The organism is Actinomycetota bacterium, from assembly GCA_030776725.1.
Taxonomy (GTDB): domain Bacteria; phylum Actinomycetota; class Nitriliruptoria; order Nitriliruptorales; family JAHWKO01; genus JAHWKW01.
In genome coordinates this window covers 1-25,212 of sequence record JALYHG010000259.1, presented here as the reverse complement: position 1 = coordinate 25,212, position 25,212 = coordinate 1, and the positions used below count along the sequence as shown (strand labels likewise).

Genomic DNA, 25,212 nt, shown 5'->3' with positions numbered 1-25,212 from the left:
CGGCGGTTGCACCCGACTTCCGGTGCGATCGCCGTCCGAGCGTTGAGGCGCTACAGCTTCTCGCGCAACCACGCGATGTCGGCCGACTGGTCCGCGGGGGAGTCGCCGGGCGTCTCGACGATCACGGGGGCACCCGCTTCGCGGACAGCGGCCACCAGCAGCTCCGGTTCGATGCGGCCCCGGCCCAGGTTCTCGTGACGGTCCCGGCCCGATCCGGCCGGGTCCTTCGAGTCGTTGCAGTGGACCAGGTCGATGCGACCGATCAGCTCCTTGACCCGTTGCACCGCCGTGGACAGGTCCTCACCTGCCGCGTGGGTGTGGCAGGTGTCGAGGCAGAAGCCCAGCGGCACGTCCAGGTCGGAGATGGCTTCCCATAGCCGGCCGAGCACGTCGAAGTGGCGACACATCGCGTTCTGACCGCCGGCGGTGTTCTCGATGAACACCGGCACGTCCGTCTCGAGCTGCTCGAGGGCCTTCCGCCACCGCGCGAAACCCAGGTCGGGTTGCTCTTCGAGCTCACAGTGTCCGCCGTGGACGATCACCGCCTCCGCGCCGATGGCCGCAGCCGCGCTGCACGTCTCCTGCAGCAGCTTCCGCGAGGGGTGTCGCACCCGGGGGTTGGTCGCCGGGATGTTGATCAGGTACGGGGCGTGGATGTACACGGGGACGTCGGAGGCGACCAGCTCGTCGGCGTCGTCGCGGGTCTTGGGGATGCGCCACCCTTTGGGGTTGCTGAGGAAGAACTGGACCGCGTCGGCGCCGCGTTCGGCGGCCGCACGCAACGGGGACTTCGACCGGACGTGGGCACCGACACGCATGCGCTCACCCTATCGGGGCGGGGATGTGGCCTTGGCCGCCGTGGAGGACGCGGTGGCGCGGACGCGGTGGCGCGCGGCCTGGAGCGCTGCTGCTGTCCGCCACGTCGGCGTGCACCGCGCCCGTCAGCTCGCTTCGACGGGGCGCCAGCGCTGTGGGAGGATGCCCGCTCCGTGCGGCCCGCACCAGGAGGTTCCGCGTGCAGTTCGCCCCGCACACCGCCGAAGACGTCGCCCGCATGCTGGACGTGCTCGGCCTCGAGTCGCTCGACGACCTGTTCGCCCACATCCCCGACTCGGTCCGCGCTCGAGGCGCGATCCACCTGCCCGATGCGCTGTCCGAGGATGAGGTCGTCCGACGCATGCAGGGCTACGCGCGACGCAACGACGCAGACCTGGTCTGTTTCGCCGGCGGGGGCGCATACGACCACTACGTCCCGGCGGTGATCCCCGCGATCCTGTCGCGTGGGGAGCTGTACACCAGCTACACCCCGTACCAACCGGAGGTCAGCCAGGGGGTGCTGCAGGCGCTGTTCGAGTACCAGACGGTGATCTGCCAGGTCACGGGGCTGGAGGTGAGCAACGCGTCGTTGTACGACGGGGCGTCGGCGGCTGTCGAGGCCGTCAACATGGCGATCGGCGCCACCGGCTACTCGCGCGTCGTCCTGGCCGGAGGGGTGCCACCGGCCACAGCGCAGGTGATCCGGACCTTCGCCCATCCTCGCGGCCTACACGTCACCGACGCGCCGCTGGGACGCGACGGGCGGAGCGAGGTCGCGGATCTGCCGCAGGCGACCGCCGCCTACGTCCTCGCGCAGCCCAACCACCTCGGCGTGATCGAGGACGTCCGGGCGCACGCGGCGGCCGCGCAGGCGGTCGGCGCGCGCCTGGTGGTGGCCTACGACGCGACCGCGGCAGGGCTGCTGCCACGCCCCGGTGATCAGGGTGCCGACCTGGTGGTCGGCGACGGTCTGCAGCTGGGCAACGGCCTGAACTTCGGGGGACCGTCGTTCGGCTTCCTCGCCGCGCGCCTGGCCGACGTGCGCCGCTTGCCCGGCCGCCTGGTCGGCGAGACCGTCGATGTGCGCGGCACGCGCGGGTACGTGCTGACGCTGCAGGCGCGCGAGCAGCACATCCGGCGCGAGAAGGCCACCAGCAACATCTGCACCAACCAGACCCTGAACGCCCTGGCGGGGTTGCTGTACCTGGTGTGGCTCGGACCGCGGGGTCTGGCCGAGCTCGCCAGCAGCTGCTTGCAGCGCGCCCACCACCTCGCGCGCCGGCTCGCAGCCGTCGAGTCGGTGCGGCTGGCGGTGTCCGCCCCGTTCTTCAAGGAGTTCGCGCTGCGGGTGCCCGGCGATCCGGCGACGTTCGTGGAGCGCATCGCTGACCAGGGCTACCTGATCGGACCGGTCATCGAAGCTGGTGCGGCCAACGGCGCGGTCCTCGTCGCGGCCACCGAGCGGCGGACCGCCCAGGAGGCCGACGGACTGGTGCAGGCGGTCAGCCGGGTCGCCAAGGAGGTCGCGTGATGCTCTTCGGGGACCGCACCGCCACGGAGCCGTTGATCTTCGAACGGTCGTCGCCGGGCCGGCGAGCCGCCACCCTGCCGGCCCTCGACATCGACGAGCGGCCGGTGGAGGAGCTGCTCGCCGGTGTGGAGCTGGCCCCAGCTCCGACACCGTTGCCGGAGGTCAGCGAGCGTGAGATCGTCTCGCACTACACCCGTCTGTCGCAGCGCAACCACGGCATCGACCTCGGCTACTACCCGCTGGGCTCGTGCACCATGAAGTACAACCCGAAGGTGTCCGAGCGGGTGGCTGCGCTGCCGGGCTTCGCGGCGCTGCACCCGGCGACGCCGGCGTCGCGCGCCCAAGGGACCCTCGCGGTGCTGCACGAGGTCGAAGCCCTCGTCTGCGAGCTGACGGGGATGCACGCCGCCACCCTGCAGCCGTCGGCCGGCGCCCAGGGCGAGCTGGTCGGGCTAATGATCATGCGCGCCTACCACGAGGACCGTGGCGGTCCCCGCAGACGCGTGATCATCCCCGACTCGGCCCACGGGACCAACCCCGCGTCGGTGACGCTCGGCGGCTACGAGACGGTCACGGTCCCCTCTGACGACCGCGGACAGGTCGACGTGGACGTCCTGGCCGACCTCGTCGACGACGACGTCGCAGGGCTGATGCTCACCAACCCCAACACCCTGGGACTGTTCGAGACATCGATCGAGCGGATCGCCGAGCTGCTGCACGCCGCCGGGGCGCTGCTGTACTACGACGGGGCGAACTTCAACGCCATCCTCGGCCGGGTGCGCCCGGGCGACATGGGGTTCGACATCGTCCACCTGAACGTGCACAAGACGTTCGCGACGCCGCACGGCGGCGGTGGCCCCGGCGGTGGACCCGTCGGGGTGGCCGAGCGGCTGGCCCCCTACCTGCCGGGCCCCACCGTCGCCCGCCGCGACGATGGCACGTACGGCTGGGAGGTGCCCGCGCGGTCGATCGGGCGGGTCCACGGCTGGTACGGCAACGTCGCGATCATGATCCGTGCGTTGACGTACCTGCTGGCGCACGGTGGTCAGGAGCTGCGTCGCGTCTCGGAGTTGGCGGTGCTCAACGCCAACTACCTCGCCGCCCGGGTCGAGGCCAGCTACCGCCTGGCCTTCGGAAGCCGGCCGATGCACGAGTTAGTGGTGGTGCCACCCGATGGGCTGGACAACATGGATCTCGCCAAGCGGTTGATCGATCTGGGGTTCCACCCCCCGACCGTGTCGTTCCCGCTGATCGTCCCCAACTGCTTCATGGTGGAGCCGACCGAGACCGAGACGCCCGAGACCCTCGACGCGTTCGCCGACGCCATGCTGCAGGCGGTCGATGACGCTCGCCACCGTCCCGACGTGGTCGGGCACGCGCCGGCCACAACGCCCGTCGGGCGCCTCGACGAAGCCCGTGCGGCGCGCAACCTGCGTCCGCGGTGGCAGCCGGATGGACCCGACGGGCAGGACGCGCACGAGGTCGCCGCGGGACGGCGCCGCAACGCCCCCGGCTGAGGCCGCGACCCACCCACACGTGCACAGCGCCGGCCGCGAGCAGCGCGTCGTCGGCGTCTGCGCTGTACCGGGAGGAGGCGTAGGCTTGCGCGGTCGAGTGCCGGGCGCGTGAGGCGATCAGCGAGGACGCGGTGGCGGAGGGTGGGGCGACGGTCACCCTGGTGATCGTCGATGACAACGCGGGTATCCGCACGCTGCTGCGGGCACTGGCCAGGCGTGATCCGCGCTTGGACGTGGTGGGCGAGGCAGAGCACGGCGCCGAGGCGATCGATGTGGTGCGCCGTTTCCAGCCCGACGTGGTGATCCTCGACGTGATGATGCCGGTGATGGACGGGTTGGAGGCGATCCCCGGGATCCTGGAGGCCTCACCCCGCACACGGATCGTGATGTACTCGGCCTACGCCGAGTCCCGCGACGAGGCGATGCGGCGAGGAGCCCACGGCTGGTGCCTGAAGGGTGAGCCGTGGGACACGATGTCGGACATCATCTTCGCGCAGATCGAGGTGCGTGACGGGACGGCCCCGGCCTGACCGGGCTGGCCAACTCCAGCCACCGCAGCAGCGTCCGTGCGCCCGTCCCTGTCCCACCCTGGGGGAGGTGGTAGCGGGCGGTCTCCGCCCACGCGGACGGTATGTCCAGGTGGACCCACGGCACCCCACGGACGAACCGGCGCAGGAACAGCGCCCCCATGGTCGCCCCGGCCCGGTCGTCGTGGTCCCCGTCTCCGGTGTTGTTGAGATCTGCGACATCCGAGTCGAGGTTGTCCTCGAGTTCCGTCCACATCGGCAGACGCCAGGTGGCCTCACCCGCCGCCTCGGCCGCGGCGAGCAGCTGGCGGAGCAGATCCTCGTCGTCGCCGAACGCGGCGGTGGCGCGCCGTCCGACCGCGTGCGCCGCCGCGCCCGTGAGCGTGGCCACGTCGACCACGCCGTCGAGGTCGTGCTCGACGGCGTACGCCAGCGCATCTGCCAGGACCAGCCGGCCCTCCGCGTCGGTATCGAGCACCTCGACCGTGGTGCCGTCGCGCGTCGTCACCACGTCGCCTGGGCGCTGCGCGCGTCCCGACACGGCGTTCTCCGCCAGCGCGCAGACGCCGACGACCTCGACGGCGACGTTGAGGTCCGCCAGCGCAGCGCACGTCGCGATCACGGCTGCGGCGCCAGCCATGTCGGCCTTCATCGCCGGCATCCGGTCGGCGGGTCGTTTGAGGTTGAGCCCGCCGGTGTCGAACACGATGCCCTTCCCCACCAACGCGATCCGAGCGACCGCTCCGTCGGGGCGGTAACGCAGGACCAGCAGGCGCGGCGGGCGCTCCGCACCCTGTCCGACGGCGAGGATCCCGCCGCAGCGTTCCTGTTCCAGCCGCCTCTCGTCCCAGCTCTCGACGTCGCAGGTCCCACCGGCCACCTCGGCGGCGCGGCGGACCAGGTCTTCCGGGCCGAGCTGCCCAGCGGGGGTGTTGACCAGGTCGCGGGTCGTGCACTGGGCGGCGGCGTGCACCTCCGCCCGGCGCAGCAGGTCCGTGGCCTCGTCGGCGAACGCGGACGGGACGGCCAGATCGACGCGGCGCAGCCGCGGCGGCCTCGACCGGCGGTACCCCTGGTAGCGGTACGCGCCGAGGAGCACCCCCTCCGCCACGGCGCGGAAGGCCTCCTCGGTCGGGTGGACGAGCGGCAGGGTGGTGGTGATGTCGTCGACCTCGGCGCCGATCGCCCGCGTCAGCGCCCCGCCCGCGCGGCGCAGCGCCTCGTCGCTGAGCGCGTCCATCCGGCCCAGTCCGACCAGGACGAGCCGTTCGACGCCCAGACCCGGCGCGCCGAGGCTGCGGACATCGCCGAGCGCGCCGGTGAAGCCGGCATCGCGCGGCACGCCGTCCAAGCCGACCGCCCGCAGCGCCGCTTCGGCGCCGGGCGCCTCGATGTCGCCCTTGAACACCGGAACGGCCAGAGCTGCGGTGCGGGCCGCCAGGGGATCGTCGGTGGTGGCGCGGAGCGCCGGCAGCGTGGCCACGGCTCACCTCCCGCCTCTGCGTGAGCCTACACTGGGGCACGTGACCGCCGACCCGCGACCCCCCGCGACCGCCGCGGTGGGCGAGGTTCTGCGCGAGCACGGCTACCGCCTCACCCAGCCGCGCCAGCTGGTGTGGGACGTGCTCCGCGACGCGGGCGACCACCTGACGGCTGAGGAGATCGCCGACCGCGTCCAGCGCCGCAGCTCGGGGATCAACCTGGCGTCGGTGTACCGGTCGCTGGCGCTGTTGTCCGACCTGGAACTGGTCCGGGAGTCACGTCTGGGGGAGGGCGGTGCGGCGCGGTGGGAGCTGGCTCACCCCGACGAGCACTTCCACCTGGTGTGCGAGCGCTGCGGCGACGTCGCCCACCACGTCGGCAGCCTCGTGGAACAGGTCCGCCAGCACCTGTCGGCTGGGCACGGGTTCCACGTCGACTCGGTGGAGCTCGTCGTGACCGGTCGATGCGCCGAGTGCGCCCCGTGACGCTCACGGCCGCTGCCGCCCGCGCGGCCCGATCCGCTCCAGCGTGTCCCGTCTCACCCACTCCGATCGGCGCGGCGCACGGCCGGCGAACGCCATCCACCTGAGAACGGTTCGCAACAGGCGCTAGGCTGTGTTGCGAACTGGTCGCAGGAGGGGTCGTGATCCGGGTGACCGCCGCGCTGGTGGCGGCGATCCTGCTGCTGGTGGCCTGCGGCGCCGCCGGCGGGGGCCCGTCCCGCGATCGGCTGTTGGTCGTCACCACGGTCGCGCCGATCACCGACATCGTGGCGCAGGTCGCCGGCGACGACGTCGAGGTCCGTGGCCTGGTGCCGGAAGGTGTCGACAGTCACACGTTCGAGCCGTCGCCCAACGACGCCCGGCTACTGGCCGAGGCGGATGCCATGATCGCCAACGGCCTCTTCCTGGAGGAGCCGTCGCTGGAGCTCGCCCGATCGAACCTGTCGGATGCCGCCCCGATCGTCGCGCTCGCCGAGCGGACCATCGACCGCGACGAGTGGATCTTCGACGCGTCGTTCCCTCGCGAGCAGGGCCGCCCCAACCCGCACCTGTGGACCGATCCGCGGCTGGCGCGTGCGTACGCTGGCCACGTCCGCGATGTGCTGAGCGAACTCGACCCCGACCGCGCCGAGGGCTACGCCCGGCGCTTCGAGGTCTTCGCGGACACTCTGGACCGTCTCGACGCCGCGATCGCCCGGGCGTGGTCCACCGTCCCGCCCGTCCACCGCAAGCTCGTGACGTACCACGATTCGTGGCCGTACTTCGCGCGCCGCTACGGCATCGAGGTGGTCGCGGTGGTCCAACCCGTCGACTTCTCGGAGCCGTCCGCGCGGGAGGTCCGCGACGTGATCGACCGCGTCCGGTCGGCCGGCGTCCCGGCGATCTTCGGGTCAGAGGTGTTCCCCTCGCCGGTGCTGCGGCGGATCGCCGAGGAGAGCGGCGCTCGGTACGTCGACGATCTGCGAGACGACGATCTGCCGGGCGTGCCCGGCGACCCGGAGCACTCGTACGTGGGGATGATGGTGGCCAACGTCCGGACGATGGTCTCGGCTCTGGGCGGCGACCCCGCCGCCCTCGACGCGTTCGACCCCGCGTCGTGAGCACGACCCCCGCGGTCGAGCTGCGCGGAGCCGACTGTGGTTACCGCGGAGTCACCGTCCTGGCCGACGTCGACCTGTGCGTCCAGCCGGGCGAGTTCCTCGGCGCGGTCGGTCCGTCCGGGTCGGGCAAGACGACCCTCATCCGGGCGTTGACCGGCCGCTGCGACGTCGACGGCACGGTCCACGTCTTCGGCCGTCCGGTCGATCCGCGCCGCCCGAGCGTGCGCCTGGGCTACGTCCCCCAGGTCGGCAACGTCGATCTGGCGTTCCCGATCAGCGTCCGCGAGATCGTCCTGCAGGGGCTCGGGGATCGCGGCAGCCCCCTCCCGCGTGGACGCGCCGCCGATCGTCGTGCGGTCGGCGACCTGCTGGAGCGACTACACATCGGCCAGCTGAGCGGGCGGCCGCTGGGGGAGCTGTCCGGTGGGGAGCTGCAGCGGACGTTCCTGGCACGCGCGCTGATCGGCCGCCCCCAGCTGCTCCTGCTCGACGAGCCCACGTCCGGCGTGGACCTCAAGACCCGCCACGACGTGCTGCACCTGCTGGGGGAGCTGCACGAGCAGGGCATGACGATCGTGCTGACCACCCATGACCTCAACTTCGTCGCGGCGCACCTACCGCGGATCGTGTGCCTTGCCGGCCGGGTCGTGGCCGACGGGGCGCCGGCCGAGGTGTTCCGCCCCGACGTGATCCGGGCCACGTACGGTGCCGAGGTGAAGGTGATCGCCGACCACGGCTTGGTGTTCGTCGCCGACCCCACCCACCTGCTGACCCCCCGCAGCCACCACGACCCCCACGACCACCGCCTCGCTCCGGTCCCGGGTGAGCCGTGAGCTGGCTGACCGGCCCGCTGTGGGACTACGCGTTCTTCCGTGACGCGTTGGCGGTCGCGATCCTCGCCGGCGCGATCGCCGGGGCGCTCGGCGCGTACGTGGTGGTGCGGCGCATGTCCTACATCGCCCACGGCTTGTCGCACGCGGTCCTCGGCGGCGCGGCCGTGGCGGGGGCGCTCCACGTCAACGTCCTGCTGGGCGCCGGGGTCTGGGCGTTCGTGTCGGCGCTGCTGATCGAGCGGGTCGCTCGCCGGCGCGGGCTGTACGCCGACACCGCGATCGGGATCGTCACCACCGCCTCGTTCGCGATCGGTGTCGCGGTGATCAGTGCGGCGGGGCGGTGGCAACGCAACCTCGAGAGCTTCCTGTTCGGCAACGTCCTGGGTGTCGACAGCACCGACATCGTCCTGGCGGTCGCCGTCGCGGTCGTGGTGGCGGCGGTCGTCATCGCGCGGTACCGCCCGCTGCTGTTCGTGACCTTCGACCGGGAGGTCGCCGCCATCCACGGCGTCCGGGTCGACCGCTACGAGGTGCTGTTCGCGCTGCTGCTGACCGCCGGGGTGGTCGCGTCGATGCGGGTGCTGGGGGTCCTGCTCGTCGCCGCGGCCGTGGTGATCCCCCCGGCGACCGCCCGGGTGCTCACCGACCGCTTCGAGGTGCTCGTCCCGCTCGGGGCGGCGCTGGGAGCGGGATCCGCTGTCCCTGGCCTGTACCTGTCGTGGTACGCGGGCATCGCGTCGGGGGCAGCGATCGTGCTCGTCCAGGCCGGGATGCTCGCGGTGGCCGCCGCCGTCCGCGCGGGACAGGATCGGCGACGCCCCCGGGGGCGCCAGAGGTCGCCGGCCGGGGCGGTCGCCACCTGAACGACTACAGGCCCAGGTCCAGCTGCGTGGGCGGTGGCGGGGAGGGTCCGGCGCTCGGCCCGACGGTGGTCAGCGGCGCGTCGTTCCGTGCGGGGCGGGCAGCGACGCGCCGGGCACGGCGGGGGGAGGCTGCGACGCCGCCGTGCCGCTCGATCAGGGTGGCGACCAGGTCGGCGATACGGGCCTGCTCGCGCTTGGGGGCGTAGGAACGTGGGTAGAGGCGTCGGTAACGCTCGACCAGGTCGGGACGGTGGGTCTCCAGCCAGGGCAGGAACTGCTCCTTCACCCCTGGGCGGAGGTGCAGCACGATCGGGGAGATCGACCGCGCCCCGGCCTGAACGCACGCTGCGACGACCGCTCCCAGCTGCTCCGGGGCGTCGGAGACCCCCGGGATCACCGGCGCGACCAGCACCCCGGCACCGATCCCGGCCTCGTGCAGGGCCGCCACAGCCTCGACCCGGCTGGTCGGGTGGGGGGTACCCGGCTCGGTCGCGCGCCACACGGCGTCGTCGAGCGTCCCGATCGAGAAGTTGATCGCCACGTCGGTGCGCTCGTGGGCGTCGCGGATCAGGTCGAGGTCGCGCAGGACCAGCGATGACTTGGTCAGGATCGAGAACGGGTTGGCGTGCTCGGTCAGGACCTCCAGCACTCCCCGCGTCAGGCGGTAGCGACCCTCGGCCCGCTGGTAGGGGTCGGTGTTGGTCCCCATCGCGATGTGCTCGCCTGACCAGCGGCGTGGGTGGATCTCGGTGCGGAGAGCGTCGGCAGCGTTGACCTTGACCACGATGACCCGCTCGAAATCCCTCCCGGCGTCGAGGTTGAGGTACTCGTGTGTCGGCCGGGCGAAGCAGTAGACGCACGCGTGGGAGCAGCCCCGGTAGACGTTGATCGTGTACCGGAACGGCACGCGTGAGGCGGCCGGGACCTGGTTGATGATCCGCTTCGCGCGGACGTGGATGAACTCCAGTCCGGCGAACTCCGGATGACGGACCCGTTCGGCGGCGTCTGCGAACAGCGGCAGCTGCGGCCCCTGCCGGCCCACCGGCTCCCACCGCAGCTGCTGGCGTTCCGCGTCGTGCTCCACACCCACAGCCTAGTCGAACGTACGTTCACGCGGCGGTCCGGGTCCGTCCGCCACGCCGGGTCCGCGACGTCAGTCGAGGAAACCGTGCTCGCGCAGCCAGTCCTCGGCCACCGCCGAGGGATCCTCCTTCTCGACCTCGACGCGCCTGTTCAGCTCGGTCAGGCCCTCGGTCGTGATCTGCGCGGTGATGGAGTTCACCCGCTCGCGCAAGTCCTCGCCGTACGCATCCAGGATCTCGTCGCGGACGACCGGGACGATGTTCTGTGGGAGCTGCAGGTCCTTGTCGTCCTCGAGGAGCACGAAGTCGTTCGCCGCGACCACGCCCTGCGTGGTGAACAGGTTGGCTGCGTCCACCTCACCGCGCTTGAGCGCTGCGACCGTGACGGGACCGCCGACGTCGAGCTCCTTGAACTCGACGTCCAAGCCGTACACCTCCCGCAGGCCGCGGAGACACGACAGACGCTCGGGGCACTCCGGCCCACCGCCGAACGTGATCGTCCCCGGCACCTTCGCCAGGTCGCTGATCGTCTCCAGGTCGTGCTGCTCGGCGAACTCCCGCGTCACCGCCACCGCGTCGACGTCCTGCGCCGACGCCATCTGTAGCGCTGTGACGCCCTCATCGCGGTACGCCTCCTGCAGCGCGTCGTAGACCTCCTGCTCATCGCGGAGCTCGACCTGCTCCCCCTGACGGTGGAAGCGGAGCGCGTTCCCGGTGTACTCGACGATCATGTCGATGTCGCCTCTGGCGAGGGCCGGCTGGGTCACCTCCCGCGAGCCGATCCCGTGCTTGGTCGCGACCGGATAGCCGTGTGCGTCCAGCCCCTGGGCGTAGATCTCGGCGAGGATCTCGCTCTCCGGGAAGTTGAACGACCCGATGTCGATCGTCGGGCCCTCCTGTTGAGCCGGCGGGCTCTGGCCGTCGCCGCCCGGGGTTGCATCGCTCCCGCCGCCACCGCACGCGGCCAGCAGCGCCGCGACGGCCGCCAGTGGGATGATCGTGGTCCGCCAGTGTGTGTACCGACGCATCATGGTCCGCCTTCGGTCGAGAGAGACAACGTCGCTCAACACTACCGTGGTAGTAGAAGTCGGAGGCTGAACGCCGAGGTGTGACGCCCGCGAGTGTCACGTTCAGACCGCTCGGGCGGTGTGGGCCACCGATCCCGCGCTGGTGCGTTGGATGCCGGTGGGGACCGCCGCCCGCTCCAGCAGATCGAACAGCCGCTCCGTCACCAGGGCCACGCCCGCGATCAGGACGATGCCACCGAGCATCTCGGCGAAGTCGCGCTGGTAGAACCCGTCGATGACGTACCGACCCAGGCCGCCGCCGGCGACCAGGGCCCCGATCGGCGCCGTCGCGACGATCTGCACCGCTGCGACCCGCACAGCTGCGAGGATGACTGGCGAGGCGAGCGGTAGCTCGACGTGCAGCAGGACGTCGCGTTCACGCAGACCCATCCCGCGCGCAGCTTCGACGGCGGCCCGGTCAGCATCGCGGACCGCGGTGTAGGCGTTGGTGAACATCGGGTGGAGGCCGACGAGGAAGAGGGCCACGAACGTGGGCCAGTACTCCATCCGCAACCCCAGCGCCAACGTGATCAGGAGGGCGATCACCAGCAGCCCCAGCGTGGGGATGGCTCGGCCGAGGTTGGCGATCGCGGCGGCGATCGTCCCGCCGCGCCGCGCGTGTCCGGTCACGACGCCGGTGGGGATAGCCAGAGCTGCGGCTGCGACGATCGCGGGGAAGGCCACCTGCGCATGTTCCAGGAGCCGCGTGGGGATGCCCTGCCGTCCGGCCCAGTTCGCTGGATCGACCAGCCACCGCAGCACCTCGAGGAACATCACGCAGCCCCGCCGCGGCGTGCCCACGGGGTCAGCGCACGCTCGATGCCCAGAAGCAGGCCGTCGAAGGCGACCGCGAGCAGGAAGGACAGCACCGTCCCGACCATCAGCGGCGTGAGGAACCAGCGGCGCAACCCGTCGAAGATGAAGTGTCCCAGCCCGCCCAGAGCGATCAGCCCGGTGATGGTGACGAGCCCAACCGTCGTCACGGTCGCGATGCGCAGGCCAGCGACGATCACCGGCACGGCCAGCGGCAGCTCGATCTCCCACAGCAGCCGCGCACGGCTGTATCCCATCCCCACCGCCGCCTCGCGGACGTCGGTGGGGACGGCGTCCAGCGCGGCCACCGTGTTCCGCACCAACATGATCAGGGTGTAGGCGACCAAGCCGATCTCAGCCGTCAGGATGCTCAGCCCGGTGAACGGGACCAGAGCGGGGAACACCGCGATCGACGGGATCGTGTACAGCACGCTCGTCGCCGCCGTGATCGGGCGGTAGGTGCGTCGGAACCGCACCGCGAGGATCGACAGGACCAGAGCGATGGCGAACCCGATCGTCACCGCGATCACCGTCAGGAGGACGTGCTCGACGAGTCGATCCCAGATGTCGCCGCGGTGGCGGGCGATCCACGCCCAGTCGATCGTCCACTCGATCAGGCCGGCGCCCTGGGCCGCGAGCGTCACGCGAGCAGCTCTCGACTGATCTGGTCGACGAAGAGCATCCCGACGTAGCGGTCGTCGTCGAACACGACGGCCACGTGGTTGCGGGTGTGGATGATCGCGTCGAGCGCGCGACGCAGCGTCGCCGACGCCTCGACCCACACCCGGAAGTCGTGCGTGTGGTGTTCGCCGATCGGGCGGCCGGGTTCCAGGTCGTGGCCCCACATCCAGCCGCGGAGTCGGTCGCCGTCCAGGACCCCGACCCAGTCCAACCCGTGATCGGCCATCACCTGCTTGGCGTCGTCGATCGAAGCGGCGGCATCCACGACCGGGCCGCGGACGAGGTCCACATCTGCCAGACCGATCAACGACAGCCGTTTCAGGCCGCGTTCCTCACCGAGGAAGTCCTGCACGAACGGGCTGGCAGGGTCGCGCAGGATCTCCGCGGGCGTGCCGTACTGCTCCAGGACGCCGCCGATGTTCAAGATGGCGATCCGATCACCCAGACGGATCGCCTCATCGATGTCATGGGTGACGAACACGATCGTCTTGTGCAGTGACGCCTGCAACTGCAGCAGCTCATCCTGCAGCCGGGTGCGCACGATCGGGTCGACCGCCCCGAACGGCTCGTCCATCAGCAGCACCGGTGGGTCGGCTGCCAGAGCGCGGGCAACGCCGACCCGTTGGCGTTGACCGCCCGACAGCTCCGACGGGTAGCGGTCGGCCACGTCGGCTGGCAGGTCCATCACCTCTACCAGCTCCTGCACCCGCCGGCGGATGCGTTCCTCGTCCCAGCCGAGTAGACGCGGCACGGTGGCGATGTTGCGGGCGACCGTCTGGTGGGGGAACAAGCCGATCTGCTGGATGACGTACCCGACCCCGCGTCGCAGCTCGTGCGGCGGGAGGGTCGTCACATCGCGCCCGCCGACCTCGATGGTCCCCGACGACGGATCGATCAGACGGTTGATCATCTTCAGCGTGGTGGTCTTCCCGCACCCGGAGGGACCGACCAGCACGACGATCTTCCCGGCAGGGATGTCCAGGCTGAGGCGCTGCACCGCCGCTGAGTGACTCCCGGTGAAGCGTTTCGTGACCTGCTTCAGCCGGATCATGGCGTCGCTCACCGCGAGCCGATCGCCTCGTACGCCGCTGCGGTGACGACCCCGTAGAGCATGTGCGGGATGATGTCCGACACCCACCCGGACACACCCCACTGGCGTGGATCGGTCACGTCCAGCGTGCTGGCGGGGACGTCACTGCCTGCCATGGCTGCCAGACCGAGCGCGACGCCCGCAACCGGGACGGGGACCTCGGTGGTCCGTGGCCGGACGACCCCGTACACCGCCCCGATGCCGATCCCGGTCACGTAGCCCAGGAGCGCCCCCAACCCTTGGCTGCGGTTCTTCGCGGTCTGGTCGTCGCCTCGAGGGGCGAGGTCCGCCCCTGCCTCATCGGCGAGCCGCTGAGCGGTCTGCGCGGGGACCTTGCTGGACGGTCTTCCCCGCACCGCCATGTCCAGGTAGGTCACGACGTTGAGCGCGGCTGTCCCGGCGGCTCCAGCGAGGATCCCCCGCTGTAGGTCCGTCGCGATGGTCACTGCGTGCTCCTTGGAAGATGCTTCAGCTGCTCTCCGCGGCGACGACCAGGTCGTCACCCGCCGTCGTCGTCCGGTACAGATGATGGCGTCCGGTGAGGAACGCCAGCCCGTACAGCAGGCCCGCCGCCACCAGCAGCGCACGGTAGCCCACGACGATGGCGCCGTACTCGAGCAGCCCGCCGAGCATCGCGCCGAGCAGGTTCGCGCCGAACGCGGTCGTGGAGGCGCCGACGTGCTTGAAACGCTGCGCGAACACCAGGTTGGCCAAGAAGATCGGAGCGAACGCCAACGTCGACGCCGCCGCGAACCGCGTGACGGGTTCCAGCTCCAACAACACGTGCTGCGGCACGGCGAGTGCGATCCCGAAAGCCGCGGCCAGCGCGACGTACAGGCGCGCAGGAGCACGGAACCGGACGCGTTTGGCCACCTCGATCGCGAGGTAGACCGCGAGCAGCACGCCGGTGAACACCAGCGCGTTGACGAACCACGTCGTGCCGAAAAGCAAAGCGAACTGCACGACGTACATGGTCTCGAGGAGCAGGAACGCCGCGCCCATGAAGAACAGGTCGAGGTAGCGCCCCACTGTCCGAAGCGGACCGCCGGCCACGCGCACCGCCGCGACCGAGGCGGCCAGGATCAGCGCCAGGGCGAACAGGTACATGCCGGGCAGGCGCCGGGTGCGCAGGTACAGGAACGGTCGATCGTCTTGGACCGGCGGCGGCGCGGCGTCCGCGCCCGCCCAGAAACTCGGGCAGCGCAGCACCGTGGGATCATCGCTGGCGGTCAGGAGCGCCAAGCCGACCTCGCTGCCGACCGCGTCGATGCACGGTGGCTGGCCGAACGACTCGTGCAACGTCCGCGCGAGACGGTCGATCAGCCACCCCTGACGGTAGTAGTTGTACATGGCGAACACCCCGCCGGGCGCGAGGTGGGCGCGGGCTTCGTCGATCGCTTCGCGGGTGAACAGGTAGCTCTCCAAGCGCAGCGAGGACTGGCCCGAGACCAACGTCAGCGAGTCCGGCAGTGCGAACAGGATCAGGTCGTAGCGGCGGTCGGTGCGTTCCAGGAACGCCCGTCCGTCATCGACGTGCACGGTCACGCGGTCGTCGTGGTAGGGCCGGTCGGGGTGCAGGTCGCGGCCCAGCTGCTGCAACCGAGGGTCGATCTCCACCGCGTCGACGCGTTCGGCACCCTCCGCCAGCGCGATGGCGACGTCGGATCCGTTCCCCGCCCCGACCACGAGGACGTCGCGGGGTGCGGCTCCCAGGCGCCGCTCGTACGGCAGGAAGTAGATCGGCTCGAGTTCTCGTCGTAGCGCCGTCGACTCGATCGCCTGGTGCGGGATGCCGTTGACGTCGACGCGTACCTGCTCGTTCTCCCCGGATCCGAACCGGTGGGTCGTGATCTCGTAGTAGGGCGACCAGATGGTGTCGGGCGTGAACGTCTCGATGGCGAGGAACCCGACCAACGCCACGAGGGCGGTCATCTGCAGGGCTCCGGCGCGGCGGCCCAGCAGCACGACCAGCAGGACCGCGACCACCAGGCCCCAGCCCAGCGGAGGGGCGTGCAGGAACGACAGCACCGAGAACGCTGCGATCCCGAGGATGGCGCCGAGGATGTCGAGCCGGTACGCCTCGAGTGGCTCGAAGCGTTCGAAGACGCGCGCGACGCCTTCCGCGAGCAGCGCCATGACGGCGGCGGCAGCGGCGAACACGACCGGGAGCGTGACCCAGATCGGCAGACCGGACGCGTTGAAGCGCCCGAAGTACAGCACGTCGCTCCCGCTGCGGTCGATCTCGACGGGGAACACCGACACGAACGCGACGAGCGCCGCGAGCGCGACCGGTGCCCAGCGCAGACCGTCGCCCTCGCGGCGTGCGCGCAGGAACCCGATCCCGATCCCGAGGAACGATCCGAGGAGGATGAAGTTCGAGAAGTAGGACAGGTACATCACGTTCGCGCCGGTCCAGCGGATCAGCGCGAGCTCGGTCAGCAGCAGCGTGAAGCTGAGCAGGATGAGCCGGAGTCGGTCGCTCACGCGCTCAGTCGGCGGCCGACAGGTCGACCTCGTAGGCCTCCCACAGCAGGTCCGAGCCGCGCTGGCGGTGCCTGGCCGCCTGCCCGAGTAGTTCCAGCGCGTCGCGTCGCAACCGTTCGACCTCGTCGCTGTCGGGGATCGCCCCCCGGCACTGTGCCAGGAGCGCGTCGGTGGAGGCCGCGAGTTTACGGTGGTCTTGGCGCAGCCGCGCCACCGACGGTTCCAGGCGTGGCGCCTCCGTCAGGATCTGGTCGAACAGCCCGCCGGGCGCCTCGGTCTGGTCGGTGTGGTCGTCGAGGGTGGCGCGTAGACGGGTCAGCGCCGTTGCGACCAGGTCACGCCACGGCTCAGGCCGGCCGGCCGTGGCGGCGAGCGCCTGCTCGAGCTGAACGAGGGCGGCATGGAGCTGGCGCCGCCGGTGGCGGACCGGACCGAGTTCGGGGCGCGCGTCGAGCTGCATGGCTGGTCCCTTCCGGCCTGCTAAGTGAGCGACACCGACCGCCCCGTCGTCAAGTGCCAACTGCTCTGGTCGGTCGTCGTGGCCCGTGTGACGCTACTGCCTAGACTCGCGCCGCATCCGGCGAGGAGCTCACATGCGGGTCTGGACGGGGAAGCCCTACCCACTGGGGGCTACCTACGACGGGGTGGGAACGAACTTCTCGCTGTTCTCCGAGATCGCCGAACGGGTCCAGTTGTGCCTGTTCGACGACGACGGCGTCGAGACGCGGGTGGATCTTCCCGAGGTCTTCGGGTTCTGCTGGCACGGCTACCTACCCGACGTCGGCCCGGGCCAGCGGTACGGGTTCCGTGTGTTCGGCCCCTACGCCCCCGACGCCGGGCACCGCTGCAACCCCAACAAGCTCCTCCTCGACCCCTACGGCAAGGCCGTCGATGGCCAGGTGACGTGGAACGAGGCGGTGTTCGGGTACCGGTTCGGGCGGGAGAACGTGCGCAACGACGACGACAGCGCCCCGTTCATGCCGAAGTCGGTGATCGTCAACCCCTTCTTCGACTGGGGGAACGACTACCACCCGCAGACGCCGTGGCACGAGACGGTCATCTACGAGACGCACGTCAAGGGCCTGACGCGCCTGCATCCCGACGTCCCCGAGGACGTGCGCGGCACGTACGCCGGGTTGACCAGCGACGCGGTGATCGAGCACCTCAAAAGCCTCGGGGTCACGGCGGTGGAGCTGATGCCGGTCCACCAGTTCATCCACTCCGACCGGCTGCTGACCCACGGGCTGCGCAACTACTGGGGGTACGACTCGATCGGGTACTTCGCCCCGCACAACGAGTACGCCGCCAGCGCCCACGTTGGCGGGCAGGTGCAGGAGTTCAAGCAGCTGGTCAAAGCCCTGCACCGGGAAGGCATCGAGGTGATCCTCGACGTCGTGTATAACCACACCGCGGAGGGCAACCACCTGGGGCCCACGCTGAGCTTCCGGGGGATCGACAACGCCGCCTACTACCGGCTCGTCGACGATGACCCGCGCTACTACATCGACTACACCGGCACCGGCAACTCGATGAACATGCGCCATCCACACGTGCTGCAACTGATCATGGACTCGTTGCGGTACTGGGTCCTGGAGATGCACGTCGACGGGTTCCGCTTCGACCTCGCGGCGACCCTGGCCCGCGAGCTGCACGACGTCGATCGCCTGTCGGCGTTCTTCGACCTGATCCAGCAGGACCCGGTCGTCAGCCAGGTCAAGTTGATCGCCGAGCCGTGGGACGTGGGGCAGGGCGGGTACCAGGTCGGCAACTTCCCGCCCGGGTGGTCGGAGTGGAACGGCAAGTACCGCGACACCGTCCGGGACCACTGGCGCGGGGAGGAGGCCACGCTGGGGGAGTTCGCCAACCGGTTCACGGGGTCGTCTGACCTGTACGAGTCGTCCACCCGGCGACCGTTCGCGAGCATCAACTTCGTCACCGCCCACGATGGTTTCACGCTGCGCGACCTCGTTTCGTACAACCACAAGCACAACGAGGCCAACCAGGAGGGCAACCGCGACGGCGAGGATCACAACCGGTCATGGAACTGCGGGGTGGAAGGGCCGACCGACGATCCCGACGTCCTGGCGTGCCGGGCGAAGCAGCAGCGCAACTTCCTGGTCACGTTGCTGCTCTCGCAGGGTGTGCCGATGCTGCTGGGCGGAGACGAGATCGGCCGCACCCAGTACGGCAACAACAACGCCTACTGCCAGGACAACGCGATCTCCTGGTACGACTGGGAAGATGTCGACGAGCAACTGCTGGAGTTCTGCCGCTGGCTGATCGGGTTCCGCCACGAGCACCCGGTGTTCCGCCGCCGGCGCTGGTTCGAAGGACGCTCCATCCGCGGCACGCAGCTGTCCGACATCGGCTGGTTCCGGCCGGACGGGACCGAGATGACCGACGAGGACTGGCAGTCCGGGTTCGCCAAGTCGCTGGGAGTGTTCCTCAACGGCGCAGGGATCCCGAGCCCGGGTCCCCGCGGGGAGCGGATCGTCGACGACAGCTTCTACATCGTGTTCAACGGCCACAACCAGCAGCTCGACGTCGTGCTCCCCCCCGAGTGCGGAGGCGAGCGGTGGACCGTGGTGTTGGACACCAGACAGCCGGTCCCCGAGGAGGGCGAAGAGGTCAAGACGGGGGAGACGCTGACGGTGCCGGCCCGCTCCGTGGTCGTGTTGCAGCGGCAGGAGGAGGAGTGAGGCACCCCTTCTCACCGCCGGTCGCGCCGATGGAGGCGCGGACGCGGGAGGGGTGGCCGCAGGGACCGTACGCGTACGAGCCGAAGTGGGACGGCTTCCGGTGCCTGATCTGGTCGGCGGACGGCGGACAGCCCCGGCTCGACAGCCGCAACCAGAAGCCGCTGTTGCGTTACTTCCCCGAGTTGGAGGCAGCGGCTCGAGCGCTCCCCGAGGGCACCGTGGTCGACGGCGAGGTCGTGGTGGTCCGCGACGGCCGGCTCGATTTCGATGCCCTGTCGGAGCGCATCCACCCGGCCGACAGTCGCATCCGGACGCTGTCGCAGGAGACGCCCGCCGAGCTCGTCGCTTTCGACGTGCTGGCCACCCGCGGCCGTGACGTGCGTTCGGCACCGTTCCAGGAACGTCGGGACGCGTTGGAAGCGCTCTCCGCCGTGCTCGACCCACCATGGCACATGACGCCCTCAACGGCCGACCCTGTCATCGGCCGGCGCTGGTTCGACGAGTTCGAGTCGGCCGGCTGCGACGGCATCGTCGCCAAACGTCTCGACGGCCCGTACGTCGAGGGCAAACGAGACATGATCAAGATCAAGCACAGGCGGACCATCGACTGCGTGGTGGGTGGCTACCGCGTGCACAAGAACGGCCCGGGCGCCGGCGTCGGTTCGCTGCTGCTGGGGCTCTACGACGCTGCCGGCGAGATGCATTTCGTGGGGCACTGCTCGAACTTCTCCGACCAGGAGCGGGTCGCGCTGTACGAACGCCTGCAGCCGCTGCGGGTGGCGACCGGCGGGCCGTTCGGTCAGGACGCGCGGCGACCAGGTGAACCCAGCCGCTGGACCGGCGACAAGGACCTGTCGTGGGTGGCGTTGGAGCCACAGTTGGTGTGCGAGGTGTCGTACGGGCAGCTGACGGCGGGGCGGTTCCGCCACGCCACCCGGTTCGAGCGGTGGCGCCCCGACAAGGACCCTCGAGCGTGCACCATGGACCAGCTGGAGCGTCCGGAAGGCCCCAACTTCCACGACATCGTGATCGGGTGAGGCGTGACGAAGGACGCGACCTGGCTGGACGTGCCCGGCGGTCGGGTGCGCGTCACGAGCCCCGCGAAGATCATGTTCCCCGCGCAACGCTGGACGAAGCTCGACCTGGTCGAGCACTACGTCACCGTGGGGGAGGGAGCCCTGCGGGGGGTGTACGGGCGCCCGACCGTGCTCAAACGCTGGAACCGTGGCGTGGCCGGGGAGCCCTTCTTCCAGAAGCGTGCCCCCAAGGACAGCGACCACGAGTACGCGACGATCCGGTTCCCGTCGGGGCGTTCGGCCGACCTGCTGGTCCCCAGGACGGTGCGAGACATCATCTGGATGGTGCAGCTGAACTGCATCGACCTCAACCCGTGGCCGGTCCGCGCCGAGGACGTCGAGCACCCCGACGAGCTCCGCGTGGACCTCGATCCCACACCCGACGCGACCTGGCGGGACGTGCGAGCGGTGGCGCTGGTCTGCGGTGAGGTGCTCTCCGAACACGGGCTGGTGGGATGGCCGAAGACCTCGGGGTCGCGCGGCATGCACCTCAACGTCCGGATCGTCGCTGAGCGGTCGTTCACCACCGTCCGTCGTGCGGCCCTGGCCCTGGCCCGCGAGGTCGAGCGGCGATCGCCGGATCGGGCCACCAGCGCGTGGTGGAAGGAGGAGCGGCACGGGGTGTTCGTCGATTACAACCAGAACGCGCGCGACCGCACGGTGGCGTCGGCGTACTCGGTCCGCCCCACGGGATGGGTGTCGACGCCGCTGACGTGGGATGAGGTCCCCGACGCCGAACCGCAGGACTTCCCCATGGATCGGTTCCCCGAGCGCTGGACGCAGGTGGGGGACCTCACCGCCGGGATCGACGAGGCGACGGGGTCCCTCGACGGCCTGCTGGAGCTGGCGCGCCGAGACGAGGAGCAAGGGTTGGGCGACGCTCCGTGGCCGCCTCACTTCCCCAAGCAGGACGACGAACCCGCCCGGGTGCAGCCGTCACGTCGCCGCCCGAGCTAGGGTGCGCACGACCTCGTCGCCGGGCGACGGCGACGTCCCAGGACCGCGAGAAGGGGACCCCATGGCCGACCAGGACTTCGAGTACCACGAGCACGACAAGGTGGTGCACTCCCACCCCCACTACCACGTCACGCACAACCACAACCGGATGACCGGCGGGTTCGATCACCTGTACTCAGAGCACGAGCACGAGCACGACCATCCGGCGACCGCCCACGCTCACGTCGCCCACCAGGACTTCGACGCTGAGCACCGCGGGGAGGCCCACATCCACGACCACGGCGAGCCGGTCAAGACCCAGCGGGCCACCAAGAAGTCAGCGAAGAAGGCAGCCGCCAAGAGATCAGCCAAGAAGGCAACCTGAGCGCGCCTGCGGCCGTCAGCGGTTCAGGAGCCAGCGTAGCCCGGTGCTCACCGGCGGCGGGGCGTACTCCACCAGCGCCGACCGGACCCGCTTGAGCAGCCCGTTCTCGGCAGCGCTGTCCGTCCCGGCCTGTTCCTCGACGTTGGCCGCGTCATCGGCTGGCGGGTCCGCGTGCACCGGATGCGGGTGCGGTGCAGACGCAGAGCCGGTGACCGGCCCGCCGTCTGCCGGTCCGCCAGCTGACGGCGCGACCGCCGCCGGTGGCGGGGCGGTGACGTCCGGGCTCCACGCGACCGGCGGCCCACTCAGCAGGACCGAGTCGGCGTTTCCCGCACCCACGTCCCACGAGACCCCGCCGGGCAGTTCAGCCCCGTTGCCTCCGGCCACGATGGTGTAGGGCCCGTCGGCGCGGACGGTGACCTGCATCGCGTCCCAGGCGAGGCCGACCCGGACCCGTGCCGGCAGATCCGGGATCGTCTCCGGTCGCAGCCCGCCGTAGTAGGCCGCGAGGATGTCGTCGTAGGTCATCCCGCGTTCGGCCTTGCCGCGCGCCCCCCACTGGCTCATCCCCACACCGTGGCCCCAGCCTTTCCCGGTGATGACTGCTTCTTCGGCAGTGAGCGTGAACTCGAAGCGGCTCGACGGCAGCCCATCGGGGAGCGCCTTCCCGCTGGGTGTGCGTGGCGGGAACCGGTTGGGCAGCAGCCGCGGGCCCACCTCCGAGACCCACGCGCGGAACTTGCTGGCCGACAGCTCGACCACGTGCCCGTCGGCGCGGGTGGCGCGGACCTGGTCGACACGGGAACCGTCGCTTGGGATCCAGTCGAGCCGAGCCACCGGGACAGCTGCCGACAGGGACGTCCCGTTGGCGAACAGCCGGTCGAGCTCGACACGGGTGAGGCGGAGCTGCCAGCGGTGGTGGGGTGAGATCGCCTCGTCGGGGTCGGGGACACCGACGAGGTACGGGCGTGGCCCGGCCGTGCGGCCGTTGTTGCCGTAGACGTGCTCGTTGTTGCGGGTGTGGCCCCCGGACGACGAGAAGAAGCGGGCGAGGATGGGCTGACCTTCCCAGGTCAGGACCTGCCCGGCCGTGGCCTCAACGGCTTCGTGCCAGCGGCCGCCGTCGGGGCTCTCCACGACCGCGCGACCGTGGAACACCTGACAGTCGACCGTGGCGCAGATGTCGAAGTCGTACCCACGGCTGCGGAAGGTGCCCAGGGTGATCGAGTACCAGGCGTAGGTACGCGCGGCCACGGCTTGGGCCTTCAGCGCCTCCATGGGCCAGCTCACCGGTACCTCCGCGAGCCCGTCGACGTAGCGATCGATCGACAGCTCGTTGACCACGACGAGGCGGCCGTCGGGTCCCGCCACCACGTCGACGCGGTCGATGAACCGGCCGTGGCCTGGCACCGTGAAGGTCGTGCCCGGGGCGCCGAGGAAGCTCACTGCGCCCTCCACGGGCTGCCACGCGGGTGCCTGCGCTGCGGCGGCGGGGGCGAGGAGGCTCAACGCGACCACGCCGACGAGCGCGGCCAGCCCAGCGCGAGCAGCAGAACGAGATGACACCAGATCCCCCGTCATGTGTGGTGGCCTGTTCACAGTGGCCCTACGTGGTGCTTCGACCGCAACCAACTGGTTCCTGAAGGAGGCTGTTCCGTCGCGGCGTGCGGAGACGCCACGTGTGCGGGGAGCGGACAGTGGTGGCGACCCCGCCTCGTCAGGCCGGTCGTCCCGTCGCCTGCAGCTCGGCGATGCGCGCATCGAGCTTGTCGCGCAGCCGCAGCAGCGCCCGGCGCTCGTCGTCAGGTGACGCCAACGCCTCGACGATGTCCGCGACCGCGTCGCGGGCCGCGTGTCCTGCATCGCCCGGCAGCATGGTCGCGGCACGGTCCGCGGCAGCGACGTCGGGATCGTCCGGGACGATGCCGACCAGGTGCAAGCCGTGGTCGACGGCGGCCGACGTGAGCAGCGTCGCGTCCTCAGGCGTCACGGCGCGGTTGCCGACCGCGTAGATGCGGGGGATGCCGAGCTCTTCGGCGAGGTCACGCGCACGACGGGCGGCGACTGCGGACGTCCGCGCCGGCGTGACGACCACCAGGAGGACGTCGGCGTACGCCAGCGTCCCGGCGGAGCGACTCAGGTGTTCGAGCCCCGCCTCCATGTCGACGATGGTGACGTCGGCCTCCTCGTCGGTCGCGGCCGCCAGCAGGCTGCGCACCACGCCGTGGCCCCCGCACGCGCACCCCGCACCTGCTTCGTCGACACGAGCGGCGTGTAGCAGGGTGGCGCCGGCCGGCGTGGCGACGCCGTAGGTGCCGACGAGCTCGGCGGGTGTCAGCCGGCCGTTGCCGGCGCCGACGACCAGCGAACGGGGCAGGACAGGAACCTGCTCCGCGGCGGTCAGGTCGAGGCCGAGACTCAAGGCCAGGTTGGGATCCGAGTCGGTGTCGATGGCGAGAACCGCCGCGCCCCGCTCGGCGTAGCACTGGACGAGCAGCGCTGCCAGACTCGTCTTCCCGGTCCCGCCCTTCCCGACGATGCCCAGCTTCACCTGCTGTCCTTGTCCTGGGTTGGGGCAGGGTACGGCAGCGTGGCGGGGGAGTCCGATGGCCCACGGTGCCACGACGCGTGGAACTGGCGCGACGCTCCCGGTCGCCGTGACGGGGACAAGCCGTATGCTCACCGGGTGGCTTCGATCGATCGCAACGCGGTGACGTTCGTCGTCGTTGACGACGACGACGACATCCGCCTCCTCGTCCGCATCCTGTCGCGGACGACCCCGGCAGTTGAGCTGGTGGGGGAGGCGGCCGACGGCGACCAGGGGCTGTCGGTCGTCGCTGAGACGCAACCGCATGCGGTCCTCCTCGACCTGCACATGGCGGTCAGCGGCATCGAGATCCTCCGGACGATCAAGCACGTCGCTCCCGACACCGGTGTCCTCGCCTGGACGGGCGACCCCGTGGCGTTGCGCACGGCCCTCTCCGGTGGGGCGGACGACGGGTGCCTGAAGACCACCCCGTGGCAGGAGGTCGTCGATCGGTTGGTCGCGCTGGCGACCTCCTACGGAGGATCGGTGAGCCCCGACCTGGCCGGGGGTCGGACGCCGGTCTACGGCAAGCTCGACACGGCGGCGGTCACCGTCCTGAACGCCGCCCCGTTCCAGGTCGTCGCCGCGTCGAACACCCTGTGGCCGTGCCCATCGTGCGGGACCCGGCGCCCACTCGCCGGCAGCTGGTCGATGACCGTCCGCAACCGCCAGGGGCCAGCCATGCAACGGACCGTCCTGGTCTGTGCGGTCTGCGCCGAGACTCTCCGGCCGGTCGCCGCGGGCAAGCAGCCGGATCGCCGTCGCGACAGCTGACGCCCCGTTACGTCAGCGCGGGGTTGTGCTCATGTGGGACGCGCTCGTCCGGTGCCGGAGGGCCGGGGGGAGTGCCGTCGCCGAACGGACGACCCCCTAGCGTCTCCCGGTCGTGCGGCGACGCCCAGTTGGTCAGCTCCGGGCCGGCGGGAACGACGCCGGTGGGGTTGATATCGGTGTGCACCTCGTAGTAGTGGCGCTTGATGTGGACGAAGTCGATCGTGTCGCCGAACCCGGGGGTCTGGAACAGGTCGCGTGCGTAGCCCCACAGGACCGGCATCTCCGTCAGCTTGTGCCGGTTGCACTTGAAGTGGTTGTGGTAGACCGAGTCGAAGCGCACGAGCGTCGTGAACAGCCGCACGTCGG

Annotated in this window: 25 protein-coding genes; 12 read left to right on the top strand and 13 right to left on the bottom strand. The window is 70.7% G+C overall.

Annotation, left to right across the window (positions count from 1 at the left end):
* Positions 1-50 precede the first annotated feature (50 nt).
* Positions 51-818, bottom strand: coding sequence for a deoxyribonuclease IV (locus M3N57_12630; GenBank protein MDP9023516.1), 768 nt, complete (start codon positions 816-818; stop codon positions 51-53).
* Between the two features lie 197 nt (positions 819-1,015).
* Between M3N57_12630 and gcvPA the strand changes: the two genes are divergently transcribed.
* The 3 genes from gcvPA (at position 1,016) to M3N57_12615 (ending at position 4,394) form a co-directional block, all read left to right on the top strand.
* Positions 1,016-2,347, top strand: a complete 1,332-nt coding sequence (gene gcvPA / locus M3N57_12625; GenBank protein MDP9023515.1) for an aminomethyl-transferring glycine dehydrogenase subunit GcvPA — start codon at positions 1,016-1,018, stop codon at positions 2,345-2,347.
* The gene (gcvPB, locus tag M3N57_12620; GenBank protein MDP9023514.1) at positions 2,347-3,864 is read left to right on the top strand and encodes an aminomethyl-transferring glycine dehydrogenase subunit GcvPB; all 1,518 of its coding nucleotides are present in this window, start codon (positions 2,347-2,349) and stop codon (positions 3,862-3,864) included. The genes gcvPA and gcvPB overlap by 1 nt, the downstream gene beginning before the upstream one ends.
* 131 nt (positions 3,865-3,995) lie before the next feature.
* Positions 3,996-4,394, top strand: a complete 399-nt coding sequence (locus M3N57_12615; protein ID MDP9023513.1) for a response regulator transcription factor — start codon at positions 3,996-3,998, stop codon at positions 4,392-4,394.
* On the opposite strand, the gene M3N57_12610 is transcribed toward M3N57_12615, so the two are convergent.
* A complete protein-coding gene (locus tag M3N57_12610; protein ID MDP9023512.1) occupies positions 4,348-5,874 on the bottom strand; it encodes a leucyl aminopeptidase in 1,527 nt (508 codons plus the stop codon). The genes M3N57_12615 and M3N57_12610 overlap by 47 nt on opposite strands.
* A gap of 40 nt (positions 5,875-5,914) precedes the next feature.
* On the opposite strand from M3N57_12610, the gene M3N57_12605 reads away from it, so the two are divergent.
* The 4 genes from M3N57_12605 (at position 5,915) to M3N57_12590 (ending at position 9,172) form a co-directional block, all read left to right on the top strand.
* Complete coding sequence (locus M3N57_12605) at positions 5,915-6,358, top strand: transcriptional repressor (GenBank protein MDP9023511.1); 444 nt, start codon at positions 5,915-5,917, stop codon at positions 6,356-6,358.
* Between the two features lie 158 nt (positions 6,359-6,516).
* Positions 6,517-7,476 (top strand): metal ABC transporter substrate-binding protein, encoded by a 960-nt coding sequence (locus M3N57_12600; GenBank protein MDP9023510.1) that lies wholly within the window; start codon positions 6,517-6,519, stop codon positions 7,474-7,476.
* Complete coding sequence (locus M3N57_12595) at positions 7,473-8,309, top strand: metal ABC transporter ATP-binding protein (GenBank protein MDP9023509.1); 837 nt, start codon at positions 7,473-7,475, stop codon at positions 8,307-8,309. The genes M3N57_12600 and M3N57_12595 overlap by 4 nt, the downstream gene beginning before the upstream one ends.
* Positions 8,306-9,172 (top strand): metal ABC transporter permease, encoded by an 867-nt coding sequence (locus M3N57_12590; GenBank protein MDP9023508.1) that lies wholly within the window; start codon positions 8,306-8,308, stop codon positions 9,170-9,172. The genes M3N57_12595 and M3N57_12590 overlap by 4 nt, the downstream gene beginning before the upstream one ends.
* A 4-nt stretch (positions 9,173-9,176) precedes the next feature.
* Here M3N57_12590 and M3N57_12585 read toward each other — a convergent pair whose 3' ends face one another.
* The 8 genes from M3N57_12585 to M3N57_12550 form a co-directional block, all read right to left on the bottom strand.
* Complete coding sequence (locus tag M3N57_12585; GenBank protein MDP9023507.1) at positions 9,177-10,214, bottom strand: radical SAM protein; 1,038 nt, start codon at positions 10,212-10,214, stop codon at positions 9,177-9,179.
* A gap of 111 nt (positions 10,215-10,325) precedes the next feature.
* The gene (locus M3N57_12580; protein MDP9023506.1) at positions 10,326-11,285 is read right to left on the bottom strand and encodes an ABC transporter substrate-binding protein; all 960 of its coding nucleotides are present in this window, start codon (positions 11,283-11,285) and stop codon (positions 10,326-10,328) included.
* A 99-nt stretch (positions 11,286-11,384) separates the two neighbouring features.
* A complete protein-coding gene (locus M3N57_12575; protein ID MDP9023505.1) occupies positions 11,385-12,122 on the bottom strand; it encodes an ABC transporter permease subunit in 738 nt (245 codons plus the stop codon).
* Positions 12,095-12,778, bottom strand: a complete 684-nt coding sequence (locus M3N57_12570) for an ABC transporter permease (GenBank protein ID MDP9023504.1) — start codon at positions 12,776-12,778, stop codon at positions 12,095-12,097. Before M3N57_12570 ends, M3N57_12575 begins: the two co-directional genes overlap by 28 nt.
* Positions 12,775-13,878, bottom strand: a complete 1,104-nt coding sequence (locus M3N57_12565) for an ABC transporter ATP-binding protein (protein MDP9023503.1) — start codon at positions 13,876-13,878, stop codon at positions 12,775-12,777. Before M3N57_12565 ends, M3N57_12570 begins: the two co-directional genes overlap by 4 nt.
* The gene (locus M3N57_12560; protein ID MDP9023502.1) at positions 13,875-14,345 is read right to left on the bottom strand and encodes a hypothetical protein; all 471 of its coding nucleotides are present in this window, start codon (positions 14,343-14,345) and stop codon (positions 13,875-13,877) included. The genes M3N57_12565 and M3N57_12560 overlap by 4 nt, the downstream gene beginning before the upstream one ends.
* 28 nt (positions 14,346-14,373) lie before the next feature.
* On the bottom strand, positions 14,374-16,389 hold the full coding sequence (locus M3N57_12555; protein MDP9023501.1) for a spermidine synthase: 2,016 nt from the start codon (positions 16,387-16,389) through the stop codon (positions 14,374-14,376).
* 4 nt (positions 16,390-16,393) lie between these two features.
* On the bottom strand, positions 16,394-16,849 hold the full coding sequence (locus M3N57_12550) for a hypothetical protein (GenBank protein MDP9023500.1): 456 nt from the start codon (positions 16,847-16,849) through the stop codon (positions 16,394-16,396).
* Between the two features lie 133 nt (positions 16,850-16,982).
* Here M3N57_12550 and glgX point away from each other — a divergent pair, with 133 nt between their 5' ends.
* The 4 genes from glgX (at position 16,983) to M3N57_12530 (ending at position 21,485) form a co-directional block, all read left to right on the top strand.
* Complete coding sequence (glgX, locus tag M3N57_12545; protein ID MDP9023499.1) at positions 16,983-19,088, top strand: glycogen debranching protein GlgX; 2,106 nt, start codon at positions 16,983-16,985, stop codon at positions 19,086-19,088.
* On the top strand, positions 19,085-20,125 hold the full coding sequence (locus M3N57_12540) for an ATP-dependent DNA ligase (GenBank protein MDP9023498.1): 1,041 nt from the start codon (positions 19,085-19,087) through the stop codon (positions 20,123-20,125). Before glgX ends, M3N57_12540 begins: the two co-directional genes overlap by 4 nt.
* Positions 20,126-20,128: 3 nt before the next feature.
* Positions 20,129-21,121, top strand: coding sequence for an ATP-dependent DNA ligase (locus M3N57_12535; GenBank protein MDP9023497.1), 993 nt, complete (start codon positions 20,129-20,131; stop codon positions 21,119-21,121).
* Between the two features lie 61 nt (positions 21,122-21,182).
* Complete coding sequence (locus M3N57_12530) at positions 21,183-21,485, top strand: hypothetical protein (protein MDP9023496.1); 303 nt, start codon at positions 21,183-21,185, stop codon at positions 21,483-21,485.
* Positions 21,486-21,500: 15 nt separating this feature from the next.
* Here M3N57_12530 and M3N57_12525 read toward each other — a convergent pair whose 3' ends face one another.
* Together M3N57_12525 and M3N57_12520 are read right to left on the bottom strand one after the other, a co-directional pair.
* Complete coding sequence (locus tag M3N57_12525) at positions 21,501-23,066, bottom strand: SpoIID/LytB domain-containing protein (GenBank protein MDP9023495.1); 1,566 nt, start codon at positions 23,064-23,066, stop codon at positions 21,501-21,503.
* Positions 23,067-23,202: 136 nt separating this feature from the next.
* A complete protein-coding gene (locus M3N57_12520) occupies positions 23,203-24,036 on the bottom strand; it encodes an AAA family ATPase (GenBank protein ID MDP9023494.1) in 834 nt (277 codons plus the stop codon).
* Positions 24,037-24,171: 135 nt separating this feature from the next.
* On the opposite strand from M3N57_12520, the gene M3N57_12515 reads away from it, so the two are divergent.
* Positions 24,172-24,846, top strand: a complete 675-nt coding sequence (locus M3N57_12515; GenBank protein MDP9023493.1) for a response regulator — start codon at positions 24,172-24,174, stop codon at positions 24,844-24,846.
* A 7-nt stretch (positions 24,847-24,853) separates the two neighbouring features.
* Here M3N57_12515 and M3N57_12510 read toward each other — a convergent pair.
* Positions 24,854-25,212, bottom strand: a 359-nt coding sequence (locus tag M3N57_12510) for a glutathione S-transferase family protein (GenBank protein ID MDP9023492.1), incomplete at its 5' end; no start/stop codon positions are given.